Below are 14,221 nucleotides of genomic sequence, written 5' to 3' on the forward strand. Positions count from 1 at the left end.
AGCAATGCCCGCCGTGGGGCCGTCAGCGGTTGGCTCAAGTCTAATGCAGGGGCGGTACGGTACCGCATGGGCGGAAACCTCAGGGAAACCAGGACTTTTGTCATCAACAAGTCGAATCCCCGATTCAAGGCGCGCCAAGGCTGGCTCCCCGTCTAGGCTGGGCACAGAACCCCGCTACGTGAAGGAAGCCCCGTTATGCCGATCCTCAACAAAGACATGACGCTCTGTATCTCCCTCTCGGCCCGGCCGAGCAACAACGGAACGCGCTTCCACAATTTCCTTTACGAGGCACTGGGCCTGAACTGGATCTACAAGGCTTTCGCTCCCACGGACTTGGCCAACGCGATCGCTGGCGTGCGGGGCCTGGGCATCCGTGGCTGCGCCGTTTCGATGCCCTACAAGGAAGACGTCATCGCCCTCGTGGATCGCATGGACGTATCGGCAGCCGCTATCGATTCGGTCAACACGATTGTCAACGACGCCGGTGTCCTGACGGCCTACAACACGGACTACACGGCGATCGCCCGGCTGATCGAGCGCAATGCGATCGACCCGGCGTCGTCCGTGCTGCTCCGCGGCTCCGGTGGCATGGCCAAGGCCACCGCGGCGGCCTTCCGTGACGCTGGATTCTCGCGTGTCACCGTCGTTGCCCGGAACGAAAAGCTCGGGCAGTCCCTTGCGGGGCTCTATGGCTTCGGCTGGCAGGCCGAAGTAGGGGAGTCGACGGCGGACGTGCTCGTCAACGTGACTCCGATCGGAATGGCCGGCGGACCTGAGTCCGGCTTACTGTCCTTCCCCGAAGAGGCGGTGGCGGCCGCGCACGTGGTGTTCGACGTCGTCGCCCTCCCTGCAGAGACGCCGCTCATCAAGGCCGGCCGCGCGGCACGCAAGACCGTGATCAGCGGCGCTGAGGTAGCCACCATCCAGGCGCTTGAACAGTTCGTGCTTTACACGGGCATCACGCCAACCCCGGAGCAAGTGGCTGCCGCGGAGGAGTTCACGCGCGCCCAGTAGGCCTGCTCAGGAGGCTACCGGCTCCACTACAACAACCACCCGCTCCTCGCCGATCCTGGTGAGGATCAGGGTGGCTGTCTTGTTCCCGCGGGCTTTCGCCGAGCCCTTTCCTGCCGGCAACAATTGTTTCCGCAGTTCCTCCGGGGTAACGGACGTTCCGCGCTTCTTGATGTCCAGGACGCCGACGCCGTTGGCCTTCACCCATGCCTTGAGGGCCTTGACGTTGTACGGCATGACCTCCAGGACTTCATAGGCGCGGGCGAACGGGGTCTCCACCAGTTTGGGCGCGCAGATGTAGGCGATGTGTTCGTCCACCAGGTGGCCCCCGAGCCGGAGCGCGACGTCGGCGACCAGTCCCGCGCGGATCACCGCACCGTCCGGTTCGTAGAGGTATCCCTCTACGGGCCCGACGTCGGGCACCGGGCCGCCGTCGAAATCCTCGCCGCTGGTGATCTCGGCCGCGCCTTGCGGCCCGAGGACCAGGGCCGCCCGGCGGATCCCGGGTCGCGCGACGTCGTTGAACCACAGGGTCACCTCGGTCACATCCCCTCCCACCGAAACCCATTGCGCCTCGCAGCCGGCCGGAACCGATTCATGGGGCATCCCGGGGCCCATCTTGACCCCGACGGACTTGCCGGTAGCAGCCAGCGATTCGACGAAGGACAACGGCGGCGAGAAAGCCTCCGGATCCCAGATCCGTTTGGTGCCCGACGACGACGTCGTGCGGCGCGCCGGATCGAGCCACACGCCGTCGACGCCGTCAAGGGGTACTGACGTCGCGTCGGAATGCACCACCGTTGCGTGCGGGAAAGACATGAGGTTGATGGTGGCGCAGGCGGCGGTGGTCTCGTCGAGTTCCACGGCGGTGACTTTGATGTCCATGGAGGCCATGGCCATGGAGTCGGCCCCTAGCCCGCAGCCCAAGTCCGCTACATGCTGCGTGCCCGCCTTGGCGAAGCGTTCGGCGTGCCTGGCCGCCACATTGAGCCGGGTGGCCTGTTCCAGGCCGGCTTGGGTGAAGAGCATCTGCCGGGCGAATTCGCCGAACTTGGCCTCGGCCCGGGTGCGGAGCCTGGATTGGGTGAGGACAGCGGCCACAAGCGCGGGGGAGTGGCCGTCTTTGCGCAGCCGCGCATTGAGGGCGAATGCTTCGCCATCGCGATATGGTCCCAAGGACGCCAGCAGTTCCCAACCCTCAGTTGTCAGAAGTGGGGCAATCTGGTCTTGGGGTTTGTCAGCCATGGGAACTAGCCTACTGGCCGCCCGTCATACGGGGCCGAGGGGCTCCGGGACCATCCGGGCCGATATGGTTGATGCCATGGAAGACAACCCAGTACGCCAGCCTGACGACGCCAATGGTTCTCCCTCTGCCTCCGATAAACGTCCCTTCGCCGGAAATCTCTCCAAGTATGCCCGTCCTGCGCTCATCGTGGGTGCTGCGATTGCCATCGTCTGCATCGCGCTCTTGATCATTATTTTCTTCCTCGACTCCTTTAACGCGGCCACCTACTCCATGACAGGAAAGAGTGTCCAGGACGCCTCGGACGAGGCCCGCGACATCCGGGACACTTACACAGGTGCCCGGATCGGCGCGATCGTCGGACTGGTGGTGTCCGGCGTCGTCGCGCTCGCCAGCGGCGTACTGCTCTACCTGAACCGCGGAACGGCGCCGGAAGAAGAGTACGACGACGGCGAGGACGTGGATTTCGACGACCTCGCCGGGCAATGAGCGTGTGGGCCGCAAGTGGCCCTGCCGCCGTTCACCCGTGACGGAATTCTGGCACTCGCCTTGACCGAGTGCTAATGCTTACATAGAGTCTTGATTAGCACTCTCCCTAGGTGGGTGCTAATCATGCCGCCAGGCACTTACCGGCACCGCGACGACGGTAAGCCCGCCACGGCACCCCTGGTTTGATAGTCCATGTACTACCTCACGTAAAGGAGAGATCCGAGTGTCGGTCTCCATTAAGCCTCTCGAGGATCGCATTGTTGTCCGCCCGCTCGAAGCAGAGCAGACCACGGCTTCCGGCCTGGTTATCCCGGACACTGCACAGGAAAAGCCGCAGGAAGGCGAAGTTGTTGCAGTTGGCCCCGGCCGCTTCGATGACAACGGCAACCGCGTCCCCGTCGACGTAACCGTTGGCGACGTCGTCCTCTACTCCAAGTACGGCGGAACTGAAGTCAAGACCGGCGGAAACGAATACCTCGTTCTGTCCGCCCGCGACGTTCTGGCGATCGTCGTTAAGTAATTTCCTGGATCCCGCATCGCAGATCGAGTCGGACTTCTTCCGGTCGAATCTGCGGTGCGGGTTTTCCGTCTTGAAAGGACACAACCATGGCAAAGCAGCTAGCGTTCAACGACGCTGCCCGCCGCTCGCTCGAAGCAGGCATTGACAAGCTCGCCAACACCGTCAAGGTCACCCTTGGCCCGCGCGGCCGCAACGTCGTTCTGGACAAGAAGTGGGGAGCTCCCACCATCACCAACGACGGCGTGACGATCGCCCGCGAAGTCGAACTCGACGACCCGTATGAGAACCTTGGCGCGCAGCTGGCCAAGGAAGTCGCCACCAAGACCAACGACGTCGCAGGCGACGGCACCACTACGGCCACCGTGCTGGCACAGGCACTCGTCAAGGAAGGCCTGCGCAACGTTGCCGCAGGCGCCGCCCCGGGTGAAATCAAGCGCGGCATCGAGGTCTCAGTCCAGGCCGTCGCTGCCCGCCTCCTGGAGAACGCCCGCGAAGTAGAAGGCACCCAGGTTGCCAGCGTTGCAGCGATCTCCGCCCAGAGCGACGAGGTTGGCGAACTTCTTGCCGAGGCTTTCGGCAAGGTCGGCAAGGATGGCGTCATCACCATCGAAGAGTCCTCCACCACCCAGACCGAGCTGGTCCTCACCGAGGGCATGCAGTTCGACAAGGGCTACCTGTCCCCGTACTTCGTCACAGACGCTGAACGCCAGGAAGCTGTCCTGGAAGACGCTCTCATCCTGATCAACCAGGGCAAGATCTCCTCGCTGCAGGAATTCCTGCCGCTCCTTGAGAAGGCCCTGCAGGCAGCCAAGCCGCTCTTCATCATTGCCGAGGACATCGACGGCGAGGCACTGTCCACGCTGATCGTGAACCGCATCCGGGGCACTCTGAACGTCGTTGCCGTCAAGGCTCCGGGCTTCGGTGACCGCCGCAAGGCCATGCTGCAGGACATCGCCACTCTGACCGGCGCGCAGGTTGTCTCCCCGGAGCTCGGCCTGTCCCTGGACCAGGTTGGCCTCGAGGTCCTCGGCACTGCACGCCGCATCACTGTCACCAAGGACAACACCACGATCGTTGACGGCGCTGGCACGGCTGAGGACGTCGCAGCGCGCGTCGCCCAGATCCGTGCCGAGCTGACCCGCACCGACTCCGACTGGGACCGGGAAAAGCTGCAGGAACGGCTTGCCAAGCTGTCCGGTGGCATCGGCGTCATCAAGGTCGGTGCAGCCACCGAGGTTGAGCTCAAGGAAAAGAAGCACCGCATCGAGGACGCAGTGTCCTCCACGCGGGCTGCCCTTGAAGAAGGCATCGTGTCCGGCGGCGGCTCTGCCCTCATCCACGCCCTCAAGGCACTGGACGAGGACGCTGCCGTCAAGGCCCTGGAAGGTGACGCGGCTGCCGCCGTCGGCATCGTCCGCCGCGCCCTGACCCAGCCGCTCCGCTGGATTGCGCAGAACGCCGGCTTTGACGGCTACGTCGTCGTCGCCAAGGTTGCCGAGTTGGAAGACAACCACGGGTTCAACGCCAAGTCCGGTGTGTACGAGGACCTGATCGCCGCTGGCGTGATCGACCCCGTCAAGGTCACCCGCTCCGCACTCCAGAACGCCGCCTCCATCGCAGCCCTGGTTCTCACCACCGAGACCCTGGTTGTCGAGAAGCCGGCCGAGGAAGACGAGCACGCAGGCCACAGCCACTAATCCTGGTTGTTTGATGCGCGAGGCCCGGTCCCCTTGGGGGCCGGGCCTCTTGCGTGTGACGCCTTTGCCGTGGAGCACTTCCCCCTGAGGGATTTCGCCAGCATTGCGGAGCTTTTTCGTGCCGACATGCAGTTTCGAGCTTGGGTCCAGACAACCTTCCGGAAGCTCCCAGACAGCCGTGTCCTAATGGACAATGAGTCGTTGGCTGGCAGCTTTCCAAATTAACGATGAACATTCCGAATCAGTAACCTTGACGGTTCGTGCAGCACCCTTGGAGGCAAGACTTTGACAACCACGCGCGCTTTGGTGCCACCCCGGCGCCAGAGCGAGACGGTAAGAGCGGCGGCCAAATCGAACTTCCGACCCGAAATCCAGGGTCTTCGATCTGTTGCCGTGCTCATGGTTGTCACGTATCATATTTGGTTCGGCCGGGTCTCCGGCGGCGTCGATGTCTTCCTCCTTATCTCGGCATTCCTCATGACGCTGCAGTTCACAAGGCGGTACTCGGACGGGCGCCAAACGGCGCTGATCAGGCACTGGCTCCACCATTTCCGCCGACTCTTGCCTGCAGCAGTGACAGTGATCGTTGGAACGCTGGCCGCAACTTACATGTTCATGCCGGCCACGCGCTGGTTGGATACCATCCAGCAGGGTTGGGCTTCACTCTTCTACGTCGAAAACTTCCTCCTGCAGTCCCATGCGGTCAACTACTACGCGGCGGACCACAGCCTGGCCAGCCCGCTCCAGCATTTCTGGTCGCTGTCCATCCAAGGACAGGTCTTTATCGTCTGGCCGATCATCCTAGTGGGAGCGGGCTGGGCGGCGAGGCGGTACCGGCTCGCCTACGTCCCCCTTCTTCGCTACATCTTCGGCTTGGTCTTCCTCGTTTCGCTGGTGTATTCGGTGGTTTTCACCGCGACGGACCAAGCGGCAGCGTATTTTTCGACCGGGGCCAGGCTCTGGGAATTTGCCCTCGGAACGCTTCTGGCCCTCTTCCTTCCCATGGTGAAAATCCCGAGGTCAGCGAGGATCGTCCTTGGGTGGATCGGCATCCTGGCGATGCTCAGTTGCGGGTTCATTCTCGATGTCGAGGAGGCGTTCCCTGGGTGGGCCGCACTGTGGCCCACGTTGGCCGCGGCGTGCTTGCTCGCGGCGGGCCAGACGGACAGCCGGTTCGGAGTTGACCGAATCCTCAGTTCCAAGCCGCTGGTCCGCATGGGCAACAATTCATACGCCCTCTACCTCTGGCACTGGCCCATGTTGGTCATCTATTTGGCATGGTCTGGAAAGACGCACGCCGGTTGGTTGTCCGGCACTGTGATCATCATTGGCGCTTTCCTCTTGGCTGTTTTGACCACAAAGTTCGTCGAGAGGCCGTGGCGGGAGTGGAAATGGCCCGAGGTGAATCGGCGCAGGAGCGTGATTTCGCTGGTTGCCGTGGCGACCGTGGCCATCTTGCCGCTCACGGGCTGGCCCCTGCAGATCGAGCAGACAAACCGTGCGTTGCTAGCGAATATGGACACTCGCAACCCGGGTGCAGCAACAGTTGGCGGGGATATCATCGTCACTCCCGATCCGAGCGTGCCCTTGGTTCCAAGCATGACCTCCATAGATGCCGACTGGCCGGTTTTCCCGACCCCCTGCAAGGGGACTGCGGACGCACAGGACTTCGTTAATCGCTGCACCAACGGGATCACGAACGGGACGAAAAGCGTTGTCGTCATAGGCAGTTCGCACGCCCACGTGCTGAACACGCCCCTACTGACCATGGCCGCAAAGAACAACTGGAGCCTTACGTCCATCACGAAGGGATTTTGCCCGCTTGGCGAGGACACCGCGGCAGACATCACCCAGAGCTGCGTTGACTTCAACAAGGCCACGCTCGCTGAGGTCCTGCGGATGAAACCGGATGTTGTGGTTACCACCAGCACGCGCACCAATGCGCAGAGCGACATACCCGAGCGGCTCGATCCTTCATGGGTCACGGAGGTGAAGACGCTCAACGACGCAGGAATCCAAGTGGTGGCCCTCCGAGACACTCCACGCACAGCAGAACCCGTTCCGGCCTGCCTTGAGAAGAACCCTGGAGCATATATTGCCTGTGGTTCCCAGCGTGCCGAAATCTACTCCGAAGACTCTCCGACAGCCGCAGTAGCCGGGGAACTCACGAACACGAAATTCTTGGATCTCTCCAAATATTTCTGCCCCGATGCAAACTGTCCGGCCGTGATCGGGAACGTCATTGTCTATAAGGACGACAACCATGTGACCGCCACCTACATGAAGACGTTGACTCCGTATTTCGAGAAGGCGTTCATGGCTGCCACGGGGTGGAGCTGAGCGGAAGGACACCTCGACGCCGGGTGCCCAAGGTGCTGTTGCTCACATTGACGGTGCGGAATATGGGGATCGGCGGCGAGGTTCTACTATTTATTCAGAACCTTTCTGCACAGGCCAGTCCCGTAATGACGGGCTGGTCATCAGCTGCAACCCCTACCAGAGCAACCCCAAGAACCAAGGTAAGAGGCGCACTCATGACCCAGCCCGAACACGACCCCTTTGGCTTTATTGGCTTGACCTATGACGACGTTCTGTTGCTGCCAGGGCACACCAACGTCATCCCGTCCGAGGCCGACACTTCCTCCTGGATCTCCAAGCGCATCTCGGTCCAGACGCCCCTGCTGTCCGCCGCCATGGACACCGTCACTGAGTCACGCATGGCCATCGCCATGGCCCGCCAGGGTGGTCTTGGCGTGATCCACCGCAACTTGTCGATCGAAGACCAGGCCGATCACGTTGACCGCGTCAAGCGCTCCGAGTCGGGGATGATCACCAACCCCCTGACTATCCACCCGGAAGCCACCCTGCAGGAACTGGACGAGCTGTGCTCCCGTTACCGGGTTTCCGGCCTCCCGGTGATTGACCCGGATGGCCGCCTGCTGGGTATTGTCACCAACCGAGACACCCGCTTTGTGCCGGAGTCCGACTTCCCCCTGCGGCTTGTCAGCGACGTCATGACCAAGATGCCCCTCATCACGGGCCACGTCGGCATCAGCCGCGAAGAAGCCTCGCACAAGTTGGCCACCAACAAGATCGAGAAGCTGCCCCTCGTTGACGAGCAGGGACGCCTCAAGGGCCTCATCACCACCAAGGACTTCACCAAGGCCGAGCAGTACCCGCTCGCAACGAAGGACGAGGAGGGCCGTCTCCGGGTCGGCGCCGCCATCGGGTTCTTCGGCGATGGTTGGGAACGGGCCATGACGCTGATTGACGCCGGCGTGGACGCATTGTTCGTGGATACCGCCAACGGCCACTCGCAGGGCGTCCTGGACATGATCACCCGGCTGAAGTCCGATCCTGTTGCCGCGCACGTGGACATCATCGGAGGTCAGGCTGCCACCCGCGAAGGCGCCCAGGCGCTGATCGACGCCGGTGCCGATGGCATCAAGGTGGGCGTTGGTCCCGGCTCCATCTGCACCACCCGCGTTGTTGCAGGTGTTGGCGTCCCCCAGATCACGGCCATCTATGAGTCCTCCAAGGCAGCCATCCCTGCCGGTGTCCCGCTCATCGCCGACGGCGGCCTGCAGTACTCGGGCGATATCGGCAAGGCCCTCGTGGCCGGCGCCGACACCGTCATGCTCGGTTCTTTGTTGGCTGGCTGCGACGAATCGCCGGGCGAGCTGATCTTTGTCAATGGCAAGCAGTTCAAGAGCTACCGTGGCATGGGTTCCCTCGGCGCCATGCAGTCCCGTGGCAAGAACACGTCCTACTCGAAGGACCGGTATTTCCAGGCGGACGTTTCCGGCGATGACAAGCTCATCCCCGAAGGCATCGAGGGGCGCGTCGCGTACCGCGGTCCACTCTCCTCGGTGGCATACCAGTTGGTGGGCGGCCTGCGCCAGACCATGTTCTACACAGGTGCGCCCACCATCGCCGAGCTCAAGGCGCGCGGCAAGTTTGTGCGCATCACCGCGGCAGGCCTGAAGGAGTCCCACCCGCACGACATCCAGATGACCGTCGAGGCTCCGAACTACGGTTCTCGCTAGACAGTCAGTTTCAAGCAAGCCCGCCGCCGTCATCACGAGGTGGCGGGCTTGCCTGTTTCCGCAGCACTGCGCTCGTCACCACAACGCTTCCCTGCCGGTACATCTCGTTGCACTGGGATAACCTAGAGCAGTGACTTATGAGATTGAGATTGGCCGTGGCAAGCGTGGGCGTCGTGCCTACTCCCTGGATGACATCGCGATCGTCCCCAACCGCCGGACGCGCGACCCCAAGGACGTCTCCGTCTCATGGCAGATTGATGCCTACAAGTTTGAGATGCCGGTGATCGCCGCGCCGATGGACTCCGCCATGTCGCCTGAAACTGCCATTGCCCTTGGCCGGCTTGGCGGTCTGGGCGTGCTGGACCTTGAAGGCCTGTGGACCCGCTACGAGGACCCGCAATCCGTTTTGGACGAGATCTCCGCCCTAGAGGATGAAACTGCCAGCCCTGCTGTCACGCGGCGCATGCAGGAGCTCTACAAGGCCCCCATCCAGCCCGAACTGATCACCAGCAGGCTCGCTGAAATCCGTGCTTCCGGCGTGACCGTGGCCGGCTCGCTCACGCCGCAGCGCACCCAGGAGCACTACAAGACGGTAGTTGCTGCCGGCGTCGACATTTTCGTCATCCGGGGTACAACTGTCTCGGCTGAGCACGTCTCCAAGAACCACGAACCGTTGAACCTCAAGCAGTTCATCTACGAACTCGACGTTCCGGTGATCGTCGGCGGGGCCGCCGGATACACCCCGGCCCTGCACCTCATGCGTACCGGCGCGGCCGGCGTTCTGGTGGGCTTCGGCGGAGGCGCAACCACCACCACGCGCCGGGCACTCGGCATCCATTCGCCCATGGCCTCCGCCATTTCCGACGTTGCCGCTGCCCGCCGCGACTACATGGACGAGTCCGGTGGACGGTACGTGCATGTGATCGCCGACGGCGGCATGGGTTCTTCGGGTGACATCGTCAAAGCCATCGCGATGGGCGCCGACGCAGTCATGCTCGGCAGCGCGTTGGCCCGTGCGGAAGAAGCACCCGGCAAGGGCTGGCACTGGGGCCAGGAAGCCCACCACCTCGAACTTCCACGCGGTGACAGGGTCAATGTCGGCACGGTTGGACCGCTTGAGGAAGTGCTCTTCGGGCCGGGCCACCACACCAACGGCACGTCCAACCTGATCGGCGCGCTACGCCGCTCGATGGCCACAACAGGCTATTCGGATCTGAAGGAATTCCAGCGGGTCGACGTCGTCGTCTCGCCTTACTCGGGTCAGTAAGCGGCCGTCCAGGCCACCCTGGCCGCCGGGTGAAAACCCTGCCCAAGCCCGCGCACAAGAAGTAGTGTGGGGAACTACGGGCTTTGTGCGATGGGAGGCGTCCGATGAGCAGTGTTGCAGATGGTTCGCGGAGGGATGATGCATCAGCCGGTGCATTGAGTCCGCAGGCGCGGGCCAGATCCATTGAAGTCCTGAAGGGCACCACCGAGCCCGGCCAGGAACTCGACATCCTGATCGTCGGCGGAGGCGTAGTCGGGGCCGGGGCAGCCCTGGACGCAGTGACCCGCGGGTTGTCTGTGGGCATTGTCGAGGCCCGCGACTGGGCTTCAGGCACGTCGTCGAGGTCCTCGAAGCTGATTCACGGCGGCCTGCGCTACCTGGAAATGCTCGACTTTGCGTTGGTCCAGGAAGCACTCAAGGAACGCGGGCTGCTGATCCAACAAATCGCGCCGCACCTTGTCCGGCCGGTCCCGTTCCTGTACCCGTTGACCCGGCGCTTTTGGGAACGGCCCTACGTGGGCGCCGGGATATTCCTCTACGACACGCTTGGCCTCACCTCAGGCCACAGCCGCGGTGTTCCCATGCACAAACACCTCTTCCGGCGTGGAACACTGCGGGCCGCCCCCAGCCTCAAGAGCGATGCGTTCGTCGGCTCCATCCGGTACTACGACGCGCAGGTTGACGACGCCAGGCTGGTGGTCAACGTCGTCCGCACCGCGGCACACTACGGAGCGCATGCCGTGAACAGGATGCGCGTGGTGTCATTCGTACGCGAAGGCGAACGCGTGGTGGGCGCGAAAGTGGAAAACCAGGAAGACGGCAGCATCATCGAAGTCCGCGCCAAGCAAGTGGTCAATGCCACAGGGGTCTGGACGGACGAGACCCAGGCCATGGTGACGGATCGCGGCCAACTCAAGGTCCGTGCTTCCAAGGGCATCCACCTCGTGGTTCCGCGCGACCGCTTCCAATCCACCGTCGGATTGATCCTGAGGACCGAGAAGTCCGTGCTGTTCGTCATCCCTTGGGGCAGGCATTGGATCATCGGCACGACGGATACCGACTGGAAGCTGGATAAGGCGCACCCTGCCGCGTCCACCAAGGACATCGACTATGTTCTGGAGCATGTCAACCGCGTCTTGAGGCGGCCTCTGACGAGGGAGGACGTCGAGGGCGTGTACGCAGGCCTTCGTCCACTGTTGGCTGGGGAGAGTGACTCCACCGCCAAACTTTCCCGCGAGCACGTCGTGGCGCACCCCGTTCCAGGCCTTGTGGTGGTTGCCGGGGGCAAATTCACAACGTACCGGGTCATGGCCAAGGATGCGGTCGACGAAGCAACCCGGGCGATGGACGAGCGTGTTCCTGCGAGCTGCACAGAGACCATTCCGCTGCTCGGTGCCGAGGGATTCAAGGCCGCATGGAACCGCCGGGGGAGAACCGCGGATGAGGTTGGAATCCACGTCGCCAGGGTGGAACATTTGCTCAACCGCTACGGTTCGATGACTCCGGAGGTCCTGGCTGTCATCAAGGACAACCCGGCCATGGCTGAGCCGCTGCCCGGTGCCGACGACTATCTGGCGGCAGAAGTCGTCTACGCCACGACCCACGAAGGCGCCCGTCACGTCCACGATGTCCTGACTCGCCGCACCCGCATCTCGATCGAGTCGTGGGACAGAGGTGTTTCCGCGGTCCCTGTTGTCGCTAAGCTGATGGGAGAAATTCTTGGCTGGAGCGACGCTCAGCGGGAAAGCGAAATCAAGCACTACCTGGCCCGGGTGGAAGCTGAACGGCTAAGCCAACAGCAGCCCGACGATGAATCAGCCGATGCTGCGCGCATGGGCGTCGATGACATCGTTCCCCTGCGCTGAGCGCCCGGGGGTGGCTGGGCACACTGGAGGGAAACGACTTGGCGGAACCACTGGACCCGTATGATGCCGAACTGACGACACCGGAGACCGTCATCCTGGAGATGGAAGCGGTCGACAAGACAGATGCCGCAGGCCAGCTCGCGGAACGGCTCTATGCCGCCGGGCGTATCACGGACCTTGAGGGCTTCCTCGAACACGTCAACTCGCGTGAACACCAACTTGCTACCGGGCTACCGGGCGGCATTGGCTTACCGCATGCCCGCAGCGAGTTTGTCTCCCGAGTCTCCATCGCTGTTGGTGTCACGAAGTTCGGACACTCCCTGGACTTCGGTGCCAGCGACGGTCCGGCCACCCTGGTCCTGCTCATCGCGACACCGGCCAGTTCATTCTCGGACCACCTGGAAGTCCTCGCGACCTTGGCGCGGTCGCTGTCCAAGGAATCGTTCCGGGAATCCCTCCGGCGAGCCCACGATCCGGAGGTCATCGCCGAACTGATCAACTCAAGCCTGGTGTTCTTCGACCACTGAGAGTGGGGCAGCAGGGTCCCTTCGTGTCGCGTTCCGCGCCACGTAGGGACCCTGCTGCCCCACTCTCGTTTAGCTGTTCTACAGCTTGACGAAGTACGGTTAAGGGGTGTTGAAAACCGCTCTGAAGCCCCGCTGGATCGCAGGACTTGTCTTCGCGCTCCTGCTCTCCGGGGTGTTCGTGCTGCTCAGCCAGTGGCAGTTCGGCAGATCCACCCAGAGTGACGTTCCAGTTGATCCCTCCGCGGAGCAAGTCAGGCCCCTCATTGGAGTCCTGCAGCCCGGTACCTTCTTTCCTGGGTCCGTGTCGGATCAAATGGTCAGTGCGAAGGGCAGCTACGACCCCGCAAAGCAGGTCCTTGTGGAGGGCCGTCTGCTGGGTGGGCAAAAAGGATACTGGGTAGTAACCGCATTTGCGGTCGACGGTGCTCCCGTTCTCCACGGCGTTGGCGCTTCGCCGCAGACCTGGATCCCCGTGGCGCGTGGTTGGGTCGCCGATCCCGCCCAAGCCAGCCCCCCGCCGTCGGGCACTATTGAACTGACCGGACGGCTCCTGCCGTCCGAGGCCCCAGTGCCAAACGTCGACGCCGGAGCGGGCCGCGCGTCCGCGGTTTCGGTCGCGGAACTCATCAACACGTGGGAAATTTCAAGCTACCCGGGCTTCGTCGCCGCGACGTCGGAGATATCGGCAGGCAAGACCCTTGGGCTGCCGGAGCAGCTGAAGCCTCTCAATATTCCGGCCCAGCCACCCAACCAACAGATCAACTGGCTCAACCTTTTCTACTCCGTGGAATGGGTGGTCTTCGCAGGATTCGCCCTCTACATCTGGTGGCGAATGGTGGCCGACGACTACCGGCGCACCCTCGAAGAGGAAGAGCCCGACGACGAATTCCCATCAGACGATTTGCCAGCAATTACCAAGCCAGAACAGGTAAAGCCATGATTGAGCCCAAACCGGCCATCCAGCCCGAACAGTCCGGAGACTCCGGCGCGAAGCCAGCCGCGGCCAAGAAGCGACGCTTCGGTGGAACCACGGCCCAGATCCGCTCGGCCCTGAAGTTTTACAAGGTCATGGCCTACCTCACCGGCACCATGCTCTTGCTCTTGTGCGCCGAGCTCGTGGCACGCTATGTGTTCGGCGTGTACCTCTTTGCCGGGGGTACCAACGCGACCACCGGGCAGCCCTTCGGCTTCGGGTTCGCTGACGCGGAGTCGAAGGCGGTCCTCGGCGGCGTCAACGTCTCCGTGACGGTACTGATCGTCCACGGCTGGATGTACGTGGTTTACCTCATCTCGGACTTCCGTTTGTGGTCCCTCATGCGCTGGCCGTTCACGAAGCTCATCCTGCTTGCCCTGGGCGGGGTCGTCCCGCTCATGTCCTTCATTGTGGAGAAGAAGTTCCACTCGGAGGTAGAAGCGGAACTGGCCGCCAACCCGCAGGCGTCCAAGCGGTACTGATCGGCCGGTCGCGGCGGGCACTGTGAGATCGCTAACGTAGGGGCCGGTTTGCTGGCTTCACGACCGGCTTCAAGGTGCACCGGGGCATCCCGGCAAAGTAG

At 62.9% G+C, this 14,221-nt stretch carries 13 protein-coding genes; 12 read left to right on the forward strand and 1 reads right to left on the reverse strand.

From position 1 onward, the window contains the following. Window positions 1–66 precede the first annotated feature (66 nt). Together OOZ51_RS22445 and OOZ51_RS00145 are read left to right on the forward strand one after the other, a co-directional pair. Complete coding sequence (locus OOZ51_RS22445; RefSeq protein WP_416346323.1) at window positions 67–156, forward strand: ribosomal protein bL36; 90 nt, start codon at window positions 67–69, stop codon at window positions 154–156. Between the two features lie 39 nt (window positions 157–195). After that, complete coding sequence (locus OOZ51_RS00145; RefSeq protein WP_265976867.1) at window positions 196–1,014, forward strand: shikimate 5-dehydrogenase; 819 nt, start codon at window positions 196–198, stop codon at window positions 1,012–1,014. Between the two features lie 6 nt (window positions 1,015–1,020). On the opposite strand, the gene OOZ51_RS00150 is transcribed toward OOZ51_RS00145, so the two are convergent. Next, window positions 1,021–2,256, reverse strand: a complete 1,236-nt coding sequence (locus OOZ51_RS00150; RefSeq protein WP_265976868.1) for a THUMP-like domain-containing protein — start codon at window positions 2,254–2,256, stop codon at window positions 1,021–1,023. 76 nt (window positions 2,257–2,332) lie between these two features. Here OOZ51_RS00150 and OOZ51_RS00155 point away from each other — a divergent pair, with 76 nt between their 5' ends. The 10 genes from OOZ51_RS00155 to OOZ51_RS00200 all read left to right on the forward strand — a co-directional run bounded on the left by OOZ51_RS00155 (window position 2,333) and on the right by OOZ51_RS00200 (window position 14,120). Further along, a complete protein-coding gene (locus OOZ51_RS00155; RefSeq protein ID WP_265976869.1) occupies window positions 2,333–2,743 on the forward strand; it encodes a hypothetical protein in 411 nt (136 codons plus the stop codon). A 223-nt stretch (window positions 2,744–2,966) separates the two neighbouring features. Beyond that, window positions 2,967–3,263 (forward strand): co-chaperone GroES, encoded by a 297-nt coding sequence (gene groES / locus OOZ51_RS00160; RefSeq protein WP_265976870.1) that lies wholly within the window; start codon window positions 2,967–2,969, stop codon window positions 3,261–3,263. 86 nt (window positions 3,264–3,349) lie between these two features. After that, complete coding sequence (gene groL / locus OOZ51_RS00165) at window positions 3,350–4,960, forward strand: chaperonin GroEL (protein WP_265976871.1); 1,611 nt, start codon at window positions 3,350–3,352, stop codon at window positions 4,958–4,960. Window positions 4,961–5,245: 285 nt separating this feature from the next. Further along, entirely contained in the window at window positions 5,246–7,300 is a 2,055-nt protein-coding gene (locus tag OOZ51_RS00170; RefSeq protein ID WP_265976872.1) for an acyltransferase family protein, read from the forward strand. Between the two features lie 194 nt (window positions 7,301–7,494). After that, window positions 7,495–9,006: an IMP dehydrogenase gene (gene guaB / locus OOZ51_RS00175; protein WP_265976873.1), complete on the forward strand. Its 1,512-nt coding sequence runs from the start codon at window positions 7,495–7,497 to the stop codon at window positions 9,004–9,006. Window positions 9,007–9,136: 130 nt separating this feature from the next. Next, a complete protein-coding gene (locus tag OOZ51_RS00180; protein WP_265976874.1) occupies window positions 9,137–10,273 on the forward strand; it encodes a GuaB3 family IMP dehydrogenase-related protein in 1,137 nt (378 codons plus the stop codon). 104 nt (window positions 10,274–10,377) lie between these two features. Continuing rightward, a complete protein-coding gene (locus OOZ51_RS00185; protein WP_265976875.1) occupies window positions 10,378–12,138 on the forward strand; it encodes a glycerol-3-phosphate dehydrogenase/oxidase in 1,761 nt (586 codons plus the stop codon). Between the two features lie 38 nt (window positions 12,139–12,176). Continuing rightward, window positions 12,177–12,665: a PTS sugar transporter subunit IIA gene (locus tag OOZ51_RS00190; RefSeq protein WP_265976876.1), complete on the forward strand. Its 489-nt coding sequence runs from the start codon at window positions 12,177–12,179 to the stop codon at window positions 12,663–12,665. Between the two features lie 106 nt (window positions 12,666–12,771). Then, a complete protein-coding gene (locus OOZ51_RS00195; RefSeq protein WP_265976877.1) occupies window positions 12,772–13,605 on the forward strand; it encodes an SURF1 family protein in 834 nt (277 codons plus the stop codon). Then, window positions 13,602–14,120 (forward strand): DUF3817 domain-containing protein, encoded by a 519-nt coding sequence (locus tag OOZ51_RS00200; RefSeq protein ID WP_265976878.1) that lies wholly within the window; start codon window positions 13,602–13,604, stop codon window positions 14,118–14,120. Before OOZ51_RS00195 ends, OOZ51_RS00200 begins: the two co-directional genes overlap by 4 nt. The last annotated feature ends 101 nt before the right edge of the window (window positions 14,121–14,221 follow it).

Source organism: Arthrobacter rhizophilus, assembly GCF_026241105.1.
GTDB lineage: Bacteria > Actinomycetota > Actinomycetes > Actinomycetales > Micrococcaceae > Arthrobacter.